This is a genomic window from Aureibaculum koreense, from assembly GCF_034296135.1.
Classification (GTDB): domain Bacteria; phylum Bacteroidota; class Bacteroidia; order Flavobacteriales; family Flavobacteriaceae; genus Aureibaculum.
On the sequence record NZ_JAXKVV010000002.1, the window covers coordinates 354,491 to 377,342 of the forward strand.

The 22,852-nt window shown below is 34.7% G+C and carries 14 protein-coding genes; all 14 read right to left on the reverse strand.

What is annotated here, in order from left to right:
• Positions 1–347: 347 nt before the first annotated feature.
• The 14 genes from UMM65_RS03605 to bglX all read right to left on the reverse strand — a co-directional run bounded on the left by UMM65_RS03605 (position 348) and on the right by bglX (position 22,848).
• Positions 348–1,445 carry a hypothetical protein gene (locus UMM65_RS03605; protein WP_321975107.1) on the reverse strand — a complete coding sequence of 366 codons (1,098 nt, stop codon included), beginning with the start codon at positions 1,443–1,445 and terminating at the stop codon, positions 348–350.
• A 77-nt stretch (positions 1,446–1,522) separates the two neighbouring features.
• Entirely contained in the window at positions 1,523–1,804 is a 282-nt protein-coding gene (locus UMM65_RS03610) for a hypothetical protein (protein ID WP_321975108.1), read from the reverse strand.
• 58 nt (positions 1,805–1,862) lie between these two features.
• Positions 1,863–2,318, reverse strand: a complete 456-nt coding sequence (locus UMM65_RS03615; RefSeq protein ID WP_321975109.1) for a MauE/DoxX family redox-associated membrane protein — start codon at positions 2,316–2,318, stop codon at positions 1,863–1,865.
• 365 nt (positions 2,319–2,683) lie between these two features.
• Entirely contained in the window at positions 2,684–4,291 is a 1,608-nt protein-coding gene (locus UMM65_RS03620; protein WP_321975110.1) for a SusD/RagB family nutrient-binding outer membrane lipoprotein, read from the reverse strand.
• A gap of 16 nt (positions 4,292–4,307) precedes the next feature.
• The gene (locus tag UMM65_RS03625; RefSeq protein ID WP_321975111.1) at positions 4,308–7,694 is read right to left on the reverse strand and encodes a SusC/RagA family TonB-linked outer membrane protein; all 3,387 of its coding nucleotides are present in this window, start codon (positions 7,692–7,694) and stop codon (positions 4,308–4,310) included.
• Between the two features lie 293 nt (positions 7,695–7,987).
• A complete protein-coding gene (locus UMM65_RS03630) occupies positions 7,988–10,222 on the reverse strand; it encodes a DUF4838 domain-containing protein (protein WP_321975112.1) in 2,235 nt (744 codons plus the stop codon).
• A gap of 326 nt (positions 10,223–10,548) precedes the next feature.
• On the reverse strand, positions 10,549–12,789 hold the full coding sequence (locus UMM65_RS03635; protein ID WP_415859551.1) for a GH92 family glycosyl hydrolase: 2,241 nt from the start codon (positions 12,787–12,789) through the stop codon (positions 10,549–10,551).
• Positions 12,790–12,902: 113 nt separating this feature from the next.
• Positions 12,903–14,495 (reverse strand): NAD(P)H-hydrate dehydratase, encoded by a 1,593-nt coding sequence (locus UMM65_RS03640; RefSeq protein WP_321975114.1) that lies wholly within the window; start codon positions 14,493–14,495, stop codon positions 12,903–12,905.
• Positions 14,496–14,512: 17 nt separating this feature from the next.
• Entirely contained in the window at positions 14,513–14,902 is a 390-nt protein-coding gene (locus UMM65_RS03645) for a VOC family protein (protein WP_321975115.1), read from the reverse strand.
• A gap of 28 nt (positions 14,903–14,930) precedes the next feature.
• The gene (locus UMM65_RS03650; protein ID WP_321975116.1) at positions 14,931–16,580 is read right to left on the reverse strand and encodes a solute:sodium symporter family transporter; all 1,650 of its coding nucleotides are present in this window, start codon (positions 16,578–16,580) and stop codon (positions 14,931–14,933) included.
• 106 nt (positions 16,581–16,686) lie between these two features.
• Positions 16,687–17,889, reverse strand: a complete 1,203-nt coding sequence (locus UMM65_RS03655) for a PHP domain-containing protein (protein WP_321975117.1) — start codon at positions 17,887–17,889, stop codon at positions 16,687–16,689.
• Between the two features lie 48 nt (positions 17,890–17,937).
• Positions 17,938–19,587, reverse strand: coding sequence for a sulfatase family protein (locus UMM65_RS03660; RefSeq protein WP_321975118.1), 1,650 nt, complete (start codon positions 19,585–19,587; stop codon positions 17,938–17,940).
• A 3-nt stretch (positions 19,588–19,590) separates the two neighbouring features.
• Positions 19,591–20,472: an alpha/beta hydrolase gene (locus UMM65_RS03665; protein WP_321975119.1), complete on the reverse strand. Its 882-nt coding sequence runs from the start codon at positions 20,470–20,472 to the stop codon at positions 19,591–19,593.
• Between the two features lie 63 nt (positions 20,473–20,535).
• Positions 20,536–22,848 (reverse strand): beta-glucosidase BglX, encoded by a 2,313-nt coding sequence (bglX, locus tag UMM65_RS03670; protein ID WP_321975120.1) that lies wholly within the window; start codon positions 22,846–22,848, stop codon positions 20,536–20,538.
• Positions 22,849–22,852: the final 4 nt, after the last annotated feature.

A 22,852-nucleotide genomic window follows, 5' to 3' on the forward strand; every position in this document is an offset into this window, starting at 1 on the left:
ACTATTTTGGGAGTTTTAGCAGAGAAAACGTATTACATACAATATTTACATACAAACAACATGGCTAAGTTTCTTATATTTTATTTGCTCAAAATCCAAATATTTGGCACAACGGTCAGAGTATTATCACCTGCAAAAGAAGGTGGGTTTTAAGGTAAATTAGAGGATATACCGATGCACTTGCGAAAAATGGTACAGAAACTAAAGAAAATATATGTAAAATATTAGAATTCTAATGAGTTGTATAATCATTATATAAAGTTAATAAAAATAAAGGAATAAACTGAATACTCGCTTATGGAAACTGGAAAATATTAAAATAAACATAGAAAAATGCGGAATGATTTTTATGGAACCTCCAAGATTTTTTTTGCTACATCACTTAATGCATATGACATTATATATCTATCATAAAGTACACAAAGCGTATTGCCGATTACTTGGAAATCTTGAAATTTTTTATTTTCGTATTTGGGAATATAGAAACTTGAAATATACTTACCTGAATTATTAAAATACACATCAATAACAGTATTTTCACTAAAGGTACTCGATTCCTCGTTATCCGCTTTAAGTGATAAATTTATAAAAAGATAGTCGTTAGACACACAACTTTTTCGGTTTACGACCAGTGGTTTCTTACTGAGGGTTCGTTGTGTTCCAGATTTAATATTCGACACTTCTATATTAGCAAAACTAACGGTATCAATAGTTTTTGAAGTATATACCTTCCTTAACATGGTGTCTAAAGAGACGATTTGATTTCTATATTTATATATGTGAATTACTCTTTTGGATTTTTCTTTCGTTTGTAATAGTACCCCATCTGTACAGAACAGCCCGTCTATCTGTTTTTTTAAAATAAATTTTAGAAGGTTAGCAGTATCTTTTGTTTTTTTGACAATAATATTCTGTTTTAAGTCATAATCATAGCTCTTAAAAATGGTACTTGTTAAAGAAGGTGTCAATGCAACATATTCTGAAAAATATAAATTTTTAAATGTATTTATTTTACTTTTTTTATCTGATAATGATGCTACAAGTATATTGCCCGAAAAACCATCAGCCATATAAACATACGGTGAATCTATTGACACTTTGGTCCGGCCCCATTTCATCTGGTTTGATGTTTCTTCAGATATAGAAATGTCCAAATTTAAATGAATGGTATCAGAAAGTAAAAAGTTTGACATTACAGTATGCCCTGGAGCTTTAATATGGTTTAAAAATAGATTATGATTGGTATATCCCGAAATGTAATATCCTGGATATTTTAAATCTAATTTGGAAGAAGAAGTGAGTGGAGTCTCAATAAAGAAATTTCGCTCAAAACCATTCTTTTGATTATTTTTTTTAATAAGTAAACCATATAATACCACCGGAGGTAGAATACCAATTATAAGGCTTATTAACAGAAAGAAAGTAGTTTTGCGGTTAAAGTTCACAAGTTTTGGTAGATTTAAAGATAATAAAAAAAAACCAGAGTGGCTATAATTTGCCTCTCTGGTTTTTTCGATTGTGTTTATCTCCGATATAGTGGCTCACAATTTTCATTGTAAACGGGTTCATCAATCCAACCACCGTTTGAATCAGGAAGAGGTACGGTACACAAAAAAGTACTAGGGGTGGTTGTACATCCATATAGTGTGCCTAAAACTTCACATTGCCCTAAATTTTTAACATAAACAACATTTGATGCCATCTCTGTATTTGGAGAAGCATTCTGGTTTGGAACAGATACAAATGCACTTAAAGTAGCAAAAGCGACTACCGCCAATACCAATAGAATTCTTGATTTTTTCATTTTTATTAGATTAAATTATTCCTACTCTTTTGAAGGTTTTCGGATTCCCCTGAAATTATTAATTATATTTTAAAGTCTGACTAATGAGATTTGTTTTACTTTGAGATGTTCCAATAACAATAGCAACTAAATTGATTAATATGAAGAATAAATTAAAGACAAGATGCTCACCCCAACCTAAGTCTTCTAATATTCCGCCACAGGAACACGGGATAAATTCAGAAAAATTCATTATAAGTATTATATACGTTGTAAACATTGTCATAAGACTAAAATATGCATAAAGTCCAAACAATCTATATTTTGGTATTAACAACATTAACGATATAATGATTTCAAGAGTTGGTATAAACCAAACTAACCAGTTTCTAAAATCCGTAAGCATCGGAGATTTTCCAATTTGAACTTTAAAATCTTGATACTCCAAAATTTTGCTTACAGCAGCATATATGAAAAGCATCGCTAATAGCGAACAAATTATTTCTATAAGGATTTTCTTGCCTTTAAAATACATTTTGCATTATATCTTTGCTTTTAATTTTGATTTAAATATATACTAATATTTTCTTGAAAAAAACCTAATTTTATACATAATACAATACTTTTTTTGCCCAAAAATATGGTTTTTAATAAATTAACACAATAATTAACATTTTTTTTAAGAAGTGATTTACAGAGATTATAAATAAGCCCAATATAATTATGGAGTATAAAACTTAGACAATTCGGTTAAGGTTTTAATTTTATGCTCAATAAAATATTTTTTTTCTTTAAGAGGTTATGATAAAATATGGGTAATACAAAAAAATGAGGCTGTCTTGACTTTTCAGACAGCCTCATTTTTTTACCGTATATATTATAAAGCAATGTACTAAATTTCTATTGCTGGAACCAAGTTTTAGTGGTTGATTTGTCCGTATCTCCACCATTGGTGACTGCAGCCCAATTTACTCTATTGGTTTCTCTTTCCGAAGCTGGATATACTAACCTATTAAAATCCAACACCAAACTGGTTGCCGCTAAGGGTTCGCCCGGTGTAGCACCACCTGTTCTTCTTTGCAAATTCCAAGCTTCAAAAGGTTGATGAAAAAAGGCAATCCAGCTTTGTTTATAAATTTGTTCTAATGCTGTTGCAGCATCATTACTATAAGCCACTTCAATATTGTTTAACATACCATTTAATTCAGCAGCAGATGGTGCAGCTGGTGGTTTGTTAACCGTCCAATTAGCAGATTCATTTGCAACTTTATACCAATAATTAACAGATGCCGTAATACCTTCGTTATAAAAAGTTTCGGCCATTGCAGGGTCAGCTGCAACACCTCCTATACCTCTATTGTAGATTTCTGCTTTTAAGAAACTTATTTCAGAACCTGCAATTAATATTTCAGGTATAAATCTATCATTAACATAATACACATTGATACTTGCAAAATTTGAACGCTGAGCTTGATTATCCCAATTATCTGTAGTTCTACCTTCTTGGTAAGGATCACCTGTTACAGTAGCTGTTGTATTATCAGGATTTTGTGGATAAGGTACCCATTCATCGTCTTTGTTAGGTTCAAAAAAGATATTTGTCCTTAAGTCATAAATACCTGATCCGTCAACCGCATTTGTATTTGACATAGCATCCCACATAGTAGAACCCATTCTCATATACGAATTTCCTCTCCAAAATCCCCCTCGGTTTATTTCTTTACCAATATCATCAGGATCTAATACATACGCTTCTTCGGCAGCCAATAAAGGTTTTGTGAGAGCATCAGCAATTATTGGATCGGCAAATGATTCATTCTTATCCCTAATCATCATGGCATATCTCAGTCGTAGCGAATTGGCAAATATTTTCCATTTGTCAACGTCGTTTCCAAAAAGGGTTTCAAACCCTCCTAGCGAAATCTGGTCTGCACTCGTTGACAAACTACCAAGGGCATCGGTCAAATCATTAATGGCGGTTTCCAATACTAGTTGTTGACTTTCATATACTGGTCTAAAATCCGAGGTGCTTATAAAGGCCTTGCCTGCATCCGTATAGGGCATATCTCCGTACAACAATGCGTTTTTTGCAGCCTTATATGCCATTATGGTTTTTGCCATAGCCAATACGTTAGTCATTTTAGCGGCGTCATCACTTTCTTCAACTAATTTTTGCAGTTCGTAATAATTGGCTCTATTTCTATAATAATTTTCCCAAGGTTGAGTAACATGATCTTCCAAACGATATCCAGAAGCTGAATACATTGCTGCTTGTTGTGTCCATTGATACAACCATGCCACCGGTATTCTGTGTTCATGACCCGTTTTTAGCGTAGAAGATACTAATTGGTTGAATAGTCCAGGAATTTCTGCTTTATATAAATTACTGTCCCAGGCATTGTTTATATCACCAAAATCTTTATCACATGAGGTGAAGGTCAACAAACCTACACACAATAACAAGGTGTAGTATTTGATACTCGTTTTTTTTATATTGTTAATTTTCATATTGTTAATTTTTAGATTAAAATCCTGCTTTTAGTGAAAAACCAAATGTTCTCATCTGCGGGAATTGAGACCACTGTAAACCCTGTCCGTTACCCGTACCATTAATGGCTTCTGGATTTAAATTATCTGGTAAACTAGAATAAATATAGAATAAATTTCTACCTACTAAAGATATCGATAAATTATCTATAATCTTTGTTTTTTCCAATAGTGTCTGTGGTACTTGATAAGATAAACTTACTTCTCTCAATTTAACCCAAGTGTTTTCAAATACCGATAAACTTCTGGGTCTATTTAAATGTGACCAGCCTGCATAGGTAATACCATAATAGTAAACAGGGTGTATTACTCTTGTATTTTCTTGATTATCGTCAATATTAAAACCGTCCATAATCATACCTACATTATCCGTTGTACCATCAGGATACGTGTAAGGTAACCCTCCACCGTTTCTTTCTTTAAGAGTGGTAGGTGATAAACCACTACCCATTGAGGTTGCATGATCGACAGAATAAATATCTCCACCAATTTTAAAATCTACCAAAGCTGATAAACGGAAATTTTTATACCTAAAATTGTTACCTACACCACCTCTTAATTTTGGTGCTGCATTACCAATTTTTACCGGATCTTTGGTTACCACATATTGTGTTCCTACAACTTCACCACTACCGTCTTTATTTAAAATATTGGTAACTTGTTTTCTACCTTGTGCATCTCTTTCAAAATCAGTACCGTAAATAGTGCCGTACTCATCTCCAGGACTAACTTTCATAAATGCTCCATTAGCACCAAAAACAGATGCTATTTGCTTTTCTTCTACACCCTCAGATAAGGAAACTACCTTATTGGTGTTCTTGTTTCCGTTTACGCTTAAGTCCCAAGAAAAATCTTCTGTTCTAAACAGGCCAGCATTAATTATAAAATCAAAACCTTTATTTGTTAAAACACCTGAGTTGAATCTTACTTTAGAAGCACCAGATGAAAGTGGAATGGCAGCATCCATAATCTGTTGTTCAGACAAAATATCGTAATAGGTAAAATCGAAATTTAAACGATTATTAAAAAAACCTAAAGCCAATCCAATTTCTTTAGATTCCGATGTTTGAAAGGTCAACTCAGCTGGAGGTACTGTTTCAGGATAAGTTATCGTAGTCGCTCCACCAAAAATACCCGTATTAAAAGTAGCATCTAACTGATAAGGATCCGTTGCGTTCGCACTTTTACCCCAAGCAAAACGCAATTGACCGTAATTTAAAACATCTCCAAAATTACCTAAATCCAATGCTTCAGAAAAAACAAATGAAGCATTCATAGACGGGTAGAACGTAGTATTGTCATCTACAGGTAAGGTAGAGTTGGTGTCCTGTCTTCCTGTTACCTGTAAAAACAGATAATTTTTATAAGAAAGATCCAACAACCCAATATATGAGAATGATTCAACATGATATCTCGTTTCCGGTTTAGATCTATTGGTAGGATCCGTATTGCTTATATCCGCCCAGTTTGATAAAGAATAAATGCCTGGTACTTTAAAGGTGCCAATATTTATACCTTTTACACCAGCATTATTAATGGAAAAATTATTATAGCCCAATGTTAAACTAGCGTTAAAGCCTTCGGTCAAGAAATCATCCTTATGCAATGTTGCCATTACATCTGTATTATACGTTTTATCTTTACTGACCGTTTTCTCAAATTTACCACCACCTAAACCATTAGGGGTTGTAGTCTTGTGGGTGGTTTCAAACTTGGTACCAATTAAATCTACCGAGGTTCTAACAAACGCATTTAACCAAGGTGTAATTTCCGCATTTAACTTAATGGTTGATAAGAATTCATCTCTCCATAAACGGCTATTGTTATTATAGACATCCCAAAATAAATCTCTACTATATTCCGCGTGGGGATAAGATCCAGGGAACTGAAATTTAGATCTGTGCAGATCATCTCTTTCATAAAAATCTTTTTCCAATCCTCTATATTCACGTGACATGCCATAAATATTAAATTTTGACCAAGAATTGTTGTTACCGATTTCAGGAGCATTTAACCTGAAATTCTGATTGTAACTGGCATTGATATCCGCACTTAGTATTTTTGAAATATTTACGTGTGACCCTAATGAGAAACTGGTACTGTTATAGTTGGTGTTTTCTACAATGGCATCACCATCTTTTCTGTTAACACCTAAACGAATGCTTCCAAAGTCATTGGCTGTAGCAAAGGATACATTGTGCATGGTTTCAACACCTTGCTTGTACATGTATTTTCTATTATTAGGTTGTGGAGAATAGGCTCTTGTTTCGCCATCCCACCATAGTGCTTGTGTGCCATCTAGCTTAGGTCCCCAAGAAGAACCCGCACCAAACCAACTAAAAATATCCCAAGTATTGTAACCGCCTGGCACTTCGCCATGCGATGAATCTATACCAGTTGATCCTGGGTAAGGATTTCCACTCCAAGCTTGAGGATATAAAATAGAAGGAAAACTTTGCCCATCGGCAGTTTTTGGTAGTTGAGGGTTAGCGGTAAACAATGAAGTTCTAAAGCCGCCTCCATATTCATTTTGAACATCTTGAAATTGAGATGGATTGGTAAAATTAGAAGATAAGCTATACTCTATTCCTAAACCACTTCTTTTTTCCCCTTTTTTAGAGGTTATCAAAATAACACCATTGGCACCTCTGGCACCATATAATGCAGCTGCATTTGGTCCTTTTAGTACCGTAACATCTTCTACTGTAGTCATATCTAGGTAACTTAGGTAGTTACCCCAGTCTCTATATACATCCGTAGCTTGTCCAACATTACCTTGCACTAATTCATTATTTTCAACAATAGCACCATCTATTACAATTAAAGGTTGGTTTCTACCAAATAAACTGTTGTTACCACGTATAACAATACGAGAAGAAGCATTTGATAAACCATTGGAAGCATCTATATTAAGACCCGCAACTTTCCCCTGTAACCCTTGAGCTATATCTACAGGTACAGAAAGCGTAATAGCGTCTGACTTAATGTTTTGAGCGGCATACCCTAATTCTCTAGGTTGCTTTTTAATACCAAGTGCAGTAGTTACCACAACTTCATTCAATGCTTGTGCATCTTCTTGTAACGCTACATCAATTGTAGTTTTACCACTTACTGAAATTTCTTGTTTTACGTAGCCCACAAAAGAAAACTGCAATATGGCACCATTTTCCACATCAATTGAATACTTACCATCAAAATCTGTAGACACTCCTTTTGATGTACCTTTAATAATAACGTTAACACCGGGCAATGGCGAACCACTTTCGGCGTCAGTAACGGTTCCTGTAATTGTTGATTGTGCTAACACAGCATGCGAACATAATATGCCAACAAAAAACAACATTTTAAATAAAATTTGTTTCATAAAATATTTGTTTTTGAGTTTGGCGTAAAATTATGTTAAGGTTTTACTAAAATATACCTCGTTATACACAAATGTCAATACTTTTTTTGCTTAAAAGTATCCTTTTTTGAAAAAATACTTACTCTATTGACCAATTCAGTTAATTTTCATGTTAAAATTGCAAGTATCAATTATTTATTACGACTAATAAAAGTTTACATTTTTTAGTATAAATTATCCTTTTAAAAGATTCATACATCATTTTAATAAATAAGACACAATATTGGTTATTTTGGAGTTTATTGAATATTAATCTATTCCACAATAACCTCATCCGCAAAAATCCAGGAAGGCAAACCCGCAGCATGGTGCCAGTAAGGGGCATTATTCATATTTTCTGCAATTATTTTTATATACCGGGCAGAAACTTTAGGAAAGTTTAAATCAAAATACTTTATGGCATTAACTTTACTTGTTTTGGTCAAGGGTTCATTATTAACAATTGTACCTATTTTTATATAATTTTCACCGTTATTAGACGAATAATAACTCACGCTAAGTGGATAGAAAACAACATGATTGGTGACTTGTAAAAACGCAGTTGAAATAGAACTAATTTGTTGTGGCTTTTCCAAATCTATTACAGCTTCCAAGTGATTACCTTCAAAACCCAACCAGTTGGCATAGAAATTATTACCGCCCAATGCACCATCGGTTAAAGTTTGAGGGTCTTCATTGGCATATTTTTTAGGTTGGGTAATCAAGGTTACTTTTTTACCTTTAGCAATATTTGGTTTTACGGCAACTTCAATTGTTTTCTTATAGGAATTGTAATACTCTTCAACAGTAAAGCCCATTTCGTTCATCAAAGTAATATCGGAAGCCTTAGCAGTTTTATAGAAATTTTCTAATTTTTCTTGAACAAAAGGATTGGCACTACTTGGGTTATCTTGCGATACCAATGAAAATTGTGATGTCAAATTCTTTTTAGCAGCTTCTAAAATAGCATAATCAGTACTTATCCGAGCTTCTTTTACTCTTTTTAGCACTTCTGGTTTTGAAGCGACAACTTTTTCTGCTTTATCAAAAAACCCTTTGTAGGTTGCTAATAATTCTGGGCTTAAATAAGTGTCAAAAGCCTGAGAAGGATCTCCATAAAGAAACAAAAAGAAATCAGGGTGTTTTTTTAATTCGGCATGGATTAAATCGACATATTTTTTGATATAGATTCCTGCCTCTTCATAATAGCCATAAGTAAACTCAGTAATTAGAGCCTCAACATCCAAATCAGGATTCCATAATAGTTTTGCAGTGATGTACGAACGGAGTTCAAATAATTCACTAGGATGACTACTATGCTGTTCAAAAATCCATTTTGCATTATTATCTCTGAACAATTGAATATTAGGTTGCAACGTCTTAATATTTGGGAATGGTGCTAAAAAATTAGTAAATTGTGTGGTGTAGTCCCAAATACGTATATTATTGGTCAATTTTCCCCAACTTTCTAAATCCTTTGCAAAATCGTTACATTTTTCGGTAATGGGTGCACTCCTATCGCATTCTATTGAGCAAAGTGTTATCAATACATTTTCTTTAGGCTTTGTTTTACAAGGTTTTCTGGTGTGCTGATAGGCTAAGGTTGAGATTTGTTTTTCTGGAAAATTTTCAGCGATTTTATTTACAAAATGTATCATTGACCCTGAGGGGCTTCCCTCGGCTGAATCAATTTTTGCACAATTCTCGCATTGACAGTATTGTGTGTTGTCGTCCTGACTTACAGAGACTACATTTGCAGTTGGATTTTTAGCAAACAAAGAAGCTACCGAGTCTTTAACGATATTATAAACATCGTCATTTGTCAAACATAATTGGGTAGGTAATCTTTTATCGCCTCTTAAAGCAAAATATTCAGGATGTTGTTTGTAAAACTTTTCTTCGGGAATAAATTTATGAAACGTGTGTACTCTTGCATTAGGCACATAGGTAGGAAAAGCCTCTGTAGTTACTTTTAGTTTGTCAGCAAATTCATGATTCTCGTAAAAAAGTCTAGAATGTACCGTTCTTGTTGTAATTTCAGGCTCGTAATTATAGCTAATGTTTTTAGATATTGAAATTGTTCTTTCGGAGGGGATTTTCTCTACAGTCGGAGAATACCATTTAACACCTAAGTAATCTTCTATAAAAATATAGACTGCGTTTTTCAGAGCCTGATCTGAACCTCCATTTATAAAAATATTCTTCTCTTTTGATAGAATAGATAATTCATGGGGCTTTAACTTTTCATCATTAATATTACCTACATAAATTTTATGATTATCAGCACCTTGAGAATTATCATCTACAATTGCTATATCAACTCCACTTATTTTATCTATATATTTTTTAAGTATTTCAGCAGATTTGTATTGCCTTTCGGTTGCTTTCCCTAGAAAAACAATTTCATAATTTGTTTTGCCGTTTTTTGTTATATCCAGTTTGTCATTTGAACAAGAAAGGAAGATCGTTAAGAAAACACTAAGGATGGCAACTAGTTTTAAATACTTCATCTTAAAAATTTAAAGTCAAATACTTGTTGTGCATTTTGATAAAATTCTGTCAGTTCGAGTGGATTTTACGATTGAAATGAGTAAAATTTATATCGAGAATAAGAATTTAAGCCTGTTAATTAGTTCTCGATACAATTTTTCGTACCTCAAAATCACTCGAACCGACACTTTGATACTATTTTGATTCAAAATGCACAATAGGTAGTCAAATATATATTTTAAGATGATTTAAATTGAATCTTATCGACTAACAGCAATTGCGAGCATGTAAATAGCCTGATTATTCTAATAATTCTGTCAGAAATGAAGTTACCTTACTTTTACAATTATTCCAACAAAAACTTTAACCTAAATCCGTTTACCAATTCAGAGTGGTCTATAAAAAAACTTTTATGTTCTTCACCGTTCAGTAAAATTTCTTTAATATTTCCTTTACCTTCTTTTTCAATAACCAATACTCTAGCACTGTAATAGTTGGGGTCTAGCTCAATTTTTATTTTATCAAAAACAGGAGTGCTAAATGTATATATAGGGTCGGCAGGACTGACAGGATAAATACCCATCATACTATAAATAATCCATGCGGACATTGTTCCAGTATCATCGTTACCGGGCAATCCATCGGGTGAATTTTTAAAATATGATTTTCTCAACACATCAACCATATTCTGTGTACGCCATTCTTCCCCTTTAATATAGTTGAACAGATAAGGATAGGCAATATCTGGCTCGTTAGCCATGTCAAAGTGTTTTTTATCAAAAACTTCTTGTAATTGATTGGTAAATGCTCTTTTCCCGCCCATTAATTTTATCAACCCTTCCGTATCATGGCTTACCATAAAAGTATATTGCCAAGAATTACCTTCTATAAAACCAACGTTTTTAGTAAAGTTTGCACCTGCTAAAGGGTCAAACGGACTATACCAAGAACCGTCATCATTTTTAGGGCGTAATAATTTAAAATCTTTGTCATATAAATTTCTGTAAGAAATGGAACGCTCTCTAAATCTCATTTTATCTTCGTTTTTACCAAGAGCTTGTGCTAATTGGGCTATGGCAAAATCCGAAATATTATACTCTTGTGTAGTTGATACCGGGCCAGCATCAGAAGTTGTTAAATATCCTTTTTCAATATAATTTTTTAATCCTGGTCGTAACGGATTATTATTAATTTGATCAGCACTTTTTACCATTGCCTCATAAGCTTTTTCAACATCAAAATTGCGAATGCCCCGAAGGTAGGTATCTGCCAAAACTATCCCAGCAGGATCGCCCACCATAGTTGTCGTTTCAGTTGAGTTTAATTCCCATTTTGGTAACCATCCACTTTCGTCATAGATATCGAGCATGCTGTTGACCATATTTAACTGTTGCTCAGGATATATGAGTGACATCAGAGAGTGCAAATTTCTGTACGTATCCCAAAAGGAAAATACGGTAAATCGCGTACCATTTGTTTTTAACGTCTCTCTGGTTCCCATTTTAGGGTATTCGCCATTACTGTCATTTAAAGTGTTGGGATGAATTAGCGTATGATATAATGCGGTATAGAAGACGGTTTTGTCATCTTTAGTGCCACCTTGAACTTCAATTTTAGAAAGCAAATTGTTCCACTCTAATTCTGTTTGATGATAAATTTCAAGAAAAGATGAGTTGGCCGTTTCTCTTTCTAAATTCTCTCTAGCATTTTCTATACTTACATAGGAAACACCAATTTTCAATTCAACATTTGTTGGTTTTTCAAAATTGTAGGAGAAATAACCACCAATACTATCCCCAACCACCTCTTTATAATAATTTTTATAGAACCTGTCTTTTCCATTATATCCCATCCATTGTGCTTCAACACCAGATTCTTTTCTTGGTTTTTTCCAAACACCGAACTCATCGCTTTTTACATTAACTTTTGCTACAAAGTATACGGGATAAGTTTCTTCTGGTTTGTAATAACAAAAGCTACCTACAGTTCTAAACCCTTCTATTTCAGTAGGTGAAACCGCCTTTATCATTCCGCCTTGTTCATTTGTTAAGCCCAACCCTAAATTGATAAGAACATTCGCTTTTCCAGCCGGGAAATAATACCTACTTATACCCGACCGTGTTGTAGCAGTGGTCTCTACTTTAATTTTGGAATCATCTAATACAGTGCTATAATAACCTGCTTTGGCTATTTCATCTTTATAGGTTGTACCATATTTTAAATGATCTATTTCCAACTCACCCACGGTGGGCATAGAAATAATAACACCCAAATCTGGACAACCAACACCACTTAAATTTACATGAGAAAATCCTGTTAAAAATTCATTCTCGTACACATAAGGGTTAGATAACCATCTACTGTCTTTTTCCAAACTATTTTGTTTACCCGCCACATTAAAAGGCGACACACTCACCATACCTCTGGGTGCAATTGCCCCTGGGTTGGTAGCTCCAAAATTGGAAGTACCTATAAAAGGGTTAACATAATCTACAGGACGTTGGGCAATGGATGAAAAACTAATAAATAGTGTTAGGAAATATAGAAATATTACTTTTTCTTTTACTGAAGTGATAAAGGGCAACATTATTTTTTTATTATCTGCAATAGTGCAGGTTAGCATTTAATTTGCGGTAAAAATATTGAAATAAATCAATCTTTATAGAGAAAATATTGGGCAGTTATCAACAAGTAAATTTATTAAATATACATTTCCTTTCTGTCATCATCTTTAGATTCTTTATTCTTTGCTGACTCTTCTTCTTTTGGCTGAACTATTGGCGGTTCTTTTTTTAATAAATCCATAAAGGCATGGGGCAAACTGGCAATTATGTCAGATGCAACAAAAGTTTCGTAAACGTTGGTTTGCATTGTTAAATCAGCCGTTTTCCCATGAAGATAAACCCCTAATAAAGCAGCTTCAAAAGGGTGGTATTTTTGAGCTATTAATCCGGTAATAATTCCTGTTAATACATCTCCGCTTCCTGCTGTTGCCAGGGCGGGATTTCCAGTTGAATTAAAGTATAGCTCACCATCATGGGCAATTACCGTGAAAGCACCTTTTAAAACGATGATAATTTTATGCTTTTTACTTAATGTCCTTAATTTTTTTAATTTGTCATAATCATCTTTCCATTTGCCCGCTAATCGCTCAAATTCTTTAGGGTGTGGTGTTAAAACCGAGTTTTCTGGCAATGATTTGAGCAGTTCTTTATTTTTTGATAGTAGATTAATTGCATCAGCATCCAACACTAGCGGAATTTTATTGATCTTTAAGAACTTTCCTAAACCCTTTGCAGTTTCGGGCTTTGTGCCCATCCCCATACCTATTCCAATCACGGTTGCTTCAACTTCTGATTTAAAATTTTGTAATTCATTTTCAGCATCAGTTTCTACCATTACTTCGGGAATGGAAGTTTGTAAAACTTGATAACCACATTTAGGAATATAAGCCGTTACCAATCCACTACCTATTACCAATGTTGCTTTTGCGGATAGAGAGACTGCACCTATTTTTCCAAAACTTCCGCCCATAATTAAAGAATGGCCGAAATCGCCTTTGTGCGAAAATTTTTCCCTAAAACGATAAATGGGTTTTATATCTTCTTTAACCAAAAAATAATTATCGGTTTTGGCATTGTAAATATATTCGGCATCCAAACCTATATCCAAAACATCCCAAGTTTTGGAATAATCTTTATTTTCTGGTAGCAAAAATGCTAATTTAGGGGTTTGGAAGGTTAAAGTATGATAGGCCCTTACAACAGCTTCTTTATCGGTTACAGACCTTTCAGCGTATAACCCCGAAGGAAAATCTATGGAAAGCACATAAGCGTTTGAAGCATTGATGTGTTGTATAACTTCTTTAATCAAATCTTCAGGTTTCCTACTTAAACCCAAACCAAAGATAGCATCCACAATCATATCATTTTCAGTAATTTGAGGCAGTTCACTTTCACATGTTATCATTTCTGCCCAAACACCGATTTCCTTTAATCTGTCATAATTTTTTAAGAATACCTCAGAGCGTTCGTTTCCACAATTAACAATATGTGTTTTTACATTATAACCATGTTGTTTTAAATGCCTTGCAATGACCAATCCATCTCCTCCATTATTTCCTGTTCCACAAAAAACCTGAATATTGACTTGGCTACCCTGTAACCGAGCATGAATCCATTGAAAACAGAGCGTTCCCACATGTTCCATCAAGTCGATAAAACTGATTTTCTGTTTTTCAACAGTTGTTTTATCTGCTTCATAAAGTTGTTTTACGGATAAAATTTTAGGCATAGCTTTTGTCTTTTTAATTATCCTTCATAGTTATGAAATTCTGTAATTGTCAAATAGTATCCATCTAAATCTCTAAGTGAAAATTCCTTTTTCTTAGAGTTTGGATTTAGATGAATATCTTCTTCAATGGTACTTCCCATTTTTTTGATGTTTTCTCTTATTTGTTCCATATTATCAGTTCTAAAATAAATAATGAGTCCATTTCCAGGAACAATATTGGGATTTGTCATTGTCGGATGATTGTCTGCTCCCCATTTATGAAGGCAAATCAAAACTTCATTATCTTCAGAAACCAAAACATCGAATTCTTTTCCTCCATGCATGCTTTTACATCCAAATATGGTCTGATACCACTTAGAACTTGCTTCAACATTTTTTACCGCTATAATGGGATCAATTTTCATCATTCAACTGTCCTATTTTGTAATATATATTTTAAGCAAAATACACATAAATAAAAATAACAATAGCAGTAATTGCCAATCCAGCTATTTTAACGTACTTCCAAGGTGTAACTTCCACTTGTTTGGTATAAGCTTGTACATAAGGCTCTTTGGCAGGATAGATTTTGCCGACTATTAGCATAATAATTACATTCAAAACAAACAAAATGGCCATCACATCTAGAAAGTGTGGATATGCTTGAGCCTTTACCAAAGCCAATTCAGTCGCATCCGTGATACCCGAAGCTTCTGCTTTATCTATGGCTTTATCCACAAAATAAGGTTGTAAGAAAAATTGGCTACAGATATAAAGCAAACAACCAGAAAGAAGTGCTACTTTTGCTGCGATTGCAGGTACGTATTTAGTAAGGTACCCTACCACAATTATAGTTAGAATAGGAATACTGTAAATACCGTTAACTTCTTGTAAATAGGCAAATAAACTATCTTTCCCTAAAAGCATTGGGGCAATTAGCATAGAGGCTATTGCCAACACAATTCCGAATAATTTACCATATTTTACGACAGTTTTTTCGCTTGCTGTTTTGTTAAAATGTTGTTTATAAACATCGATTCCAAATAAAGTAACTGAACTGTTTAGAACAGAATTAAACGAACTTAATATGGCTCCAAACAAAACTGCTGCAAAAAACCCAACAAGAGGCAACGGCAATACCTTATTCACTAGCATTGGATAAGCTAAATCTGCACTCTCTAATCCACCTTGAAATATATGGTATGCAATAATACCAGGCAAAACAACAATCAAAGGACCTAGAATTTTAATAAACGAAGCCAATAAAAGTCCTTTTTGCCCTTCCTTTAAATTTTTAGCTGCTAATGCCCGTTGAATAATTTGTTGATTGGTACCCCAATAAAATAACTGAACCAACATCATCCCTGTAAAAATGGTATAAAAAGGTACGGGATCCGTAGGGCCTCCCATTGATTTAAACTTATCGGGATTTTCGGCCATTAATGTCGATATCCCATCTAAAACATTACCATCTCCTATTAAGGATAATCCAAAAAATGGAATTAAAATTCCACCAATTAACAACCCTACGGCATTAATGGAATCTGAAACTGCAACCGCTTTCAAACCACCGAAAACGGCATATATAGAACCAATGATACCTATACCCCAAACACATATCCAAATTGATGTTTCGTACGAAACATTTAACAATTCGGGGATATTGAACATTCCACTAATGGCAACAGAACCTGAATATAAAATAACGGGAAGCAAAACGACAGCGTAACCACTTAAGAACAATACAGATGTTAAAGTTTTGGTAGTTACATCAAATCGTTTAGCCAAAAATTGCGGTATTGTGGTTAAACCATCCTTTAAATACCTAGGTAACAAAAACAAAGCGGTAACAATCATTGCAATAGCAGCCAACGTTTCCCAAACCATTACAGATAAACCACTTGCATATGAAGACCCATTTAGCCCAACAATTTGCTCTGTTGATAAGTTAGTAAGTAATAAAGATCCTGCAATTACCCCGGCAGTTAAACTTCTACCTCCTAAAAAGTAGCCATCTGAAGATGTTTCGTCAGTTTTTCTGGTAGCATAGTATGAAATAACGGCAACTAAAACTGTAAAGCCAACAAATGAAATAATTCCAATCATAATATTAATAGTATTAGGTTAATTGATTTACAAATATTGTTAATTATTGCCAACTATAAGGGTTAAAAATTGTCTCATTATAGGGAACAAATGGTCAAATGTGTTCTTATCTGAACATTACAGGCTGAATCCAAGCCTTTTCATATTCATTTTCATCAAAAAAGTTTTTATTTGTCTTATCGGAAATTACTTTCGCCCTTACAAATAAATAACTGTCCTTAAAATCTAACGATGCTTTTGTGCCATCAATAGACTTAATGATTTTAGATTTTTTATCCGACTTGGAAACACCGATAAATTCAATTTTATAATTCACGTTCGGTTCTGGCTTTACCTCAACGGTCAAATTATTGCTTTCGAATTTGATATCTTCCAAGACAACACCTGTGGATGCATAAAAATTGCCCATTTCCATAGCCGTTATAATGTTTGAAGCATGTAAACTGTCCGCCTGTACCATAACCCATCCCCTGCCGGCATTGCTATATTTTTTTCCGAATTGATGGTATTGGTGGCTATCGTCCGTGGCTATTCCATATAGCAACGGTTTATTTTGTTGGGCATAGGCTGTATTAACAATATCCCAAATTTGCTCTGTACCTAAATGGGTTGAATCCCCTTCGTTAAACACAGCAGGATGACCGTTATACACTTCAAAAAACTGCACATTGTTTAGTTGCACAAAATCATCTGCAGTAAGAGCAAATCCAAAATTAGGATGGTTGATATGTGGCATTATGGGTACCTCGAACTCTTTACGTTGAGCGAGAATAGCATTGATGTTTTTTTGAATAACATCAACTTTTGAAGTACCATCAAGAGGAGTTATTTTCTCTTGAATATTAGTTGCATTAATATGGATGGGTTTGCCTTCAAAGCCTGTTGTCACCTCTTCAGAAGGAATCATTATAAAATTTTCATCCTCAAATAACGATTTATATTCGGCATACGTTTTTAACTTAACTTGAATATTATCAACACTATCTAAACGATGCTCTAACCAATCTTCTCCATATTTCGATAAATAATTCTTAAAACCTTGTTGTAGATATTTTTTATTGGAAATGGTTATCCACTTATCACCTTCATTCAACGTATTATGATCGGAAAGTACCGTAAAGTCGTAATCATTGGCTTTGTACCAATCCATTATCATTTCTGGAAAATCATCACCATCGCTCCAATACGAATGAGCGTGTAAATTGCCTTTATACCATGTTTTCGTTACATCTTGTTGTTCGACACATCCAGTGAGCCCAAGTGAAATCAGGACAAAAAACAAGTTGAGGGTTTTCCAATAGTTGGACATAAATTGATGTTAGTTAATTTTACTGACGCCTAATGTACATAAATATGATTAAAAATCAATCTTAGGTTCTTTTCCCCTCAATCGCTCAAACTGTTTATAAGCACGTTCAACAGCTTTTTCAGGAGCTCTTTTAAAATCGTTATCAGTTACTTTATATGCTTTTTGCAAAGAATCCAGCGTAACCAACAAATTTTCTTTAATTTCTTTATAATCGGGATTGTCGATTTGGTTTTTTTCCTCTGTGGGATCTGTTTTTAAATCGTACAATTCCCAAGTATCAATATCGTCATAAAAATGTATGAGCTTATAGCGATCGGTTCTAACCCCGTACTGCTTGTGTACCATATGAAAGGCTGGAAAATCGTAATAATGATAATAAATAGCATCTCTAAAATCGGCATCCTTCACCTTGCCATCCAACAACGGTTTTAACGACTTTCCTTGCATATCAGTTGGAATCTCAACTTGAGTATAATCTAAAAAAGTTTGGGCAAAATCCAGGTTTTGCGTCAATGCTTCAACAATTGTTCCTTTCGTGATGCCTTTTGGATATTTCATCAACAAAGGCATTCCTAATGATTCTTCGTACATATAGCGTTTATCAAAAAAACCTTTTTCGCCAAGATAAAACCCTTGATCTGAGGTGTAAACCACTATAGTATTATCCGAAAGATTATGTTCGTCTAGATAATCCAAGATTTTGCCAACACCTTCATCTACAGATTTTACGGTGGCCAAGTACTCTTGCATATAACGTTGGTATTTCCATGCCGCCAGTTCCTTGCCACTTAAATTGGCATCGTGAAAAGCATCATTTTTAAGCTGATAGGCTTTGTCCCAAGCCGCTCTTTGTTCGGGAGACATCCTGTCAAAATCGGTTTTCCAAGGATTGTGGGCCAATTCCGGCGAACCCTTTTTCTTTGTCATTTTAAGGTCGTGCCCTTCGTACATATCTTTATAAATGGTCTGTTGTTGTAATTGTGCCGATTTTTGTCCTTCGTGTTTGGAAAAATAACTGTCGGGCATGGGGAATTTTACGGAATCGTACAAATTCATGTGCCGTGGTGCGGGCATCCAGTTTCTGTGCGGAGCCTTGTGGTGAACCATCATAAAAAACGGTTGCTCTTTTTTTGAATTTTCTTCCAACCACTTTATACTCAAATCGGTAATAATATCCGTAGCATAACCGTCTATTACGGTAGTATCTTCGTCATGTATAAAATTGGGATTGTAATAATTGCCCTGATCTTGAATAATGTTCCAATAATCAAAACCTTGCGGATAGCCGTGTAAATGCCATTTACCTACCAACGCGGTTCGATAACCTTCTTTTTGCAATAATTTTGGTAAGGTAACTTGATCTCCATCAAAACGATTTCCGTTCATTTTAAATCCGTTGATATGACTGTGTTTTCCCGTAAGGATTACTGCCCTGCTCGGCCCACAAATGGAATTGGTATTGAAATTATTCTTAAATATGACTCCTTCATCAGCAATTCTATCAATATTAGGGGTTGGTGCCAATTTACTTACAGGATGCCCGTAAGCACTTATGGCCTGTTCGGCATGGTCATCAGCCATAATAAAAACGATATTAGGTCTTTGTAGTTTGTCCGTTTGTGGTTTGTTGTTTTTTTTATCTTTACCACAAGACGAAGTAAATACAATTAAAAACATTAAAATCAACAGGTTACGCATAATTTATTTTTTGATTATTTTTTTGGTTTGCACAACTTTATTGCTCAAAATTGTTTGATTAAAAAATTCGAATACATTGTCTAAATCATAAAAGGGAACACCCGACATTTCGTGTTTTCCGCCTTTTACCGAATAAAAATAATAAGATTCCTCCAACTCATTTAATTTTTCAACAATAGTGGCCGAACCGTCCAGAATTAAATACCCTGGCTTGTCCGAATCACAATAATGATGGGGTGCTGTTGCGTAAGGAACCAAATTATCGTCAGTACCATGAAACAATACCGTGGGAATTGCATTTTCTTTTGTGATATAATCGGCATTTATCATTGCCCCTGCCAACGAAAAAACACCCGCAAATTTTATGGATCTGTATTTGTCCAGATTATCTATAAAATGTTCACGCATAAAGACAGCATTCAGAATACCCTCTGCCCCAGCACTACTGCCTCCAGCTATTATTTTATTGGGATTGATATTCAATTTATCTTTGTTATTTATAACAAATAAAGTAGCATCCATATAGTCCTCAACGGCTGCTTTAAATGTATTTAGTTTCTCTTCTTTGGGGCATTCGCAACCAAATCCGCTAGGTTTTCCTTTACGCATTAAACGATAAGAAAGTGAAATACCAATATAACCGTTTTGAGCAGCATATTCCGCGAGCTTTTGTTCAGCGGGATTATCTCTTGTTCCACCAGCAAATCCACCACCGTGCATCCATAACAGTGATGGTAAGGTGTCAGTAGGTTTGACATTTTTCGGTGTATAAACGTCTAGTTTTAAAGAATCACCATCTTTTATAGCATAAGTATAGGTTGTTTTTGTTTGTGCATTTATTGTACAAACGATTAGGAAAATTATTATTGATATTATTTTTGTCACACTTTTAAATTTTATAGACCTCACAGGTCTCAGAGACCTGTGAGGTCCCATAATATCTAAAATCTATTTCAACACAAAACTATCTTTAAATTCAAAATCAGAAGTACCAGCAATACCAATCTCAAATTCGCCCGGTTCTGCTACATAGTTTAAATCACTATTATAGAATTTTAAATCCTCTACGGACAGGTTAAAAGTTACCGTTTTACTTTCTCCTTTTTTAAGGAATATTTTTTGAAACCCCTTCAATTCCTTTACTGGACGCGTCACACTCCCAACCTTATCACGTATATAAAGCTGTACTACTTCTGAACCATCATAATTTCCTGTATTTGTAACGGTTACACTAGCAGTAAATTTATCGGTAGAAGAAATTTCCTTAGCGGATAATTGCAAATTACCATATTTAAAAGTGGTATAACTTAAACCATAACCGAAAGGGTACAATGGTTCGTTACGAACATCTAGATAATTACTTCTGAATTTTTCGAACTTACCTTCTTTATTACTTATTGGTCGCCCCGTTTTTTTATGGTTGTAGAAAATTGGGACTTGGCCAACATTCATGGGAAAAGTAGCGGTTAATTTTCCGGAAGGATTTACATCACCAAACAAAACATCGGAAATGGCCAAGCCGGCCTCACTTCCAGGAAACCAGACATTTAAAATTGCCGGAACGTTCTTATCCTCTTCTACTATTGCCAACGGTCTTCCAGTAAACAATACCATTACAACTGGTTTACCCGTTTTTAACAAGGCGTTCAACAAATCTTTTTGCACTTGAGATAGCTGCAAATTGGTTACACTGCTGCTCTCACCACTAGATTCGGCTCCTTCCCCTAACGCAGCAATAATCACATCCGATTTTGATGCCACATCCAAGGCTTCTTCCAATAATTCTTTATCGGATCTATTGTCCCGCGGAATGGTTTTACCAAAAGTGGTAACACGTTTTTCGTATTCTAAATCGTAATCTAAATTACTTCCCTTTGCATGAAGAATTTTTGCTTTGTTGCCAATTACAGTCTCTAAGCCTTTCAATAACGGTATGGAATTTTGTTGATCTGTAGCTACGCTCCATGTACCCGCCATATTAACAGCTGTATTAGACAAAGGACCAATCAGTGCTATAGTTCCTGATTTTTTTAGCGGCAAAACGCTGTTTTCATTTTTGAGCAAAACCATGGATTCAGCTGCTGCTTTTCTTGCAAAAGCTCTATTTTCGGTAGTAAAAACTTCCTTTTTTGCACGTTCTGGATCACAATATCTGTAAGGGTCTTCAAACAAACCGAGTTTAAACTTGGCCGTAAGTATGAGTCTTACGGAGCTATCAATATCCTCCATAGTGATCTTACCTTCATCTAATGATTTTTTTAAAGTGGTTAAAAATCCCTCACCGACCATATCCATATCACTACCTGCTTTTAATGCCATGGCAGATACCTCTTGTAAATTTCCCATGCCATGGGCTATCATTTCGTTAATTCCGGTATAATCGGTAACTACAAAACCCTTAAAGCCCCAATCCTTTCTCAATAAATCCGTTAACAACCATTTGTTGCCCGTGGCGGGAACTCCATCAATTTCGTTAAAAGAAGCCATTACGGTACCTACACCGGCATCTACCGCGGCTTTATAAGGTGGTAAATACTCATTGTACATCCTAATTCTACTCATATCAACCGTATTATAGTCCCTTCCAGCTTCCGAGGCACCGTACAGTGCAAAGTGTTTTACACAGGCCATAATGGTATTGTTTAAGGTCAAGTCATTGCCTTGATAGCCTTTTACCATGGCTTCAGCGATTCTGCTACCAATATATACATCTTCGCCGGATCCTTCGGAAATCCTTCCCCATCGCGGATCTCTAGAAACATCCGTCATAGGTGAAAACGTCCAGTTGATACCATCGGCAGATGCTTCTTGTGCGGCGGTTCTCGCGGTTTTTTCAATAAGATCCATATCCCAAGAAGCGGAAAGCCCCAACGGAATAGGAAATGTTGTTTTATAGCCGTGGATTACGTCCATTCCGAAAAGCAACGGGATTTTCAATCGGCTTTTTTCAACTGCAATTTGTTGTATTTCACGAATGCTTTCTGCAGTTTTTATATTAAAAAGTCCACCTACCTGACCTTTTTCTATTTTTCCGCCTATATCGGAATTCGTAGCCTGACCCGTAGTAATTTGACCAGCACTTGGTAAGTTAAGCTGTCCTATTTTTTCTTCCAAGGTCATCAATTTCATCAAAGAATCGACTCTTTGGTCTATTGATAAATTGGTTTTAACAGCAGTAGTTGCTTTTTGACCTTGACAGGACATAAAAAACAAAGAAAAAGTGGTCAGAAATAGAATGTTTCGTAATTTTAATTGATTCATGTTT

What these genes read in the sequence shown, in the direction of transcription:
- UMM65_RS03655 (WP_321975117.1), bottom strand. Translation starts at nt 17,889, where the DNA reads ATGTCCAACTATTGGAAAACCCTCAACTTGTTTTTTGTCCTGATTTCA.
- UMM65_RS03630 (WP_321975112.1), bottom strand. Translation starts at nt 10,222, where the DNA reads ATGAAGTATTTAAAACTAGTTGCCATCCTTAGTGTTTTCTTAACGATC.
- UMM65_RS03660 (WP_321975118.1), bottom strand. Translation starts at nt 19,587, where the DNA reads ATGCGTAACCTGTTGATTTTAATGTTTTTAATTGTATTTACTTCGTCT.
- UMM65_RS03610 (WP_321975108.1), bottom strand. Translation starts at nt 1,804, where the DNA reads ATGAAAAAATCAAGAATTCTATTGGTATTGGCGGTAGTCGCTTTTGCT.
- UMM65_RS03645 (WP_321975115.1), bottom strand. Translation starts at nt 14,902, where the DNA reads ATGATGAAAATTGATCCCATTATAGCGGTAAAAAATGTTGAAGCAAGT.
- UMM65_RS03615 (WP_321975109.1), bottom strand. Translation starts at nt 2,318, where the DNA reads ATGTATTTTAAAGGCAAGAAAATCCTTATAGAAATAATTTGTTCGCTA.
- UMM65_RS03640 (WP_321975114.1), bottom strand. Translation starts at nt 14,495, where the DNA reads ATGCCTAAAATTTTATCCGTAAAACAACTTTATGAAGCAGATAAAACA.
- UMM65_RS03620 (WP_321975110.1), bottom strand. Translation starts at nt 4,291, where the DNA reads ATGAAAATTAACAATATAAAAAAAACGAGTATCAAATACTACACCTTG.
- UMM65_RS03650 (WP_321975116.1), bottom strand. Translation starts at nt 16,580, where the DNA reads ATGATTGGAATTATTTCATTTGTTGGCTTTACAGTTTTAGTTGCCGTT.
- UMM65_RS03635 (WP_415859551.1), bottom strand. Translation starts at nt 12,789, where the DNA reads ATGTTGCCCTTTATCACTTCAGTAAAAGAAAAAGTAATATTTCTATAT.
- bglX (WP_321975120.1), bottom strand. Translation starts at nt 22,848, where the DNA reads ATGAATCAATTAAAATTACGAAACATTCTATTTCTGACCACTTTTTCT.
- UMM65_RS03625 (WP_321975111.1), bottom strand. Translation starts at nt 7,694, where the DNA reads ATGAAACAAATTTTATTTAAAATGTTGTTTTTTGTTGGCATATTATGT.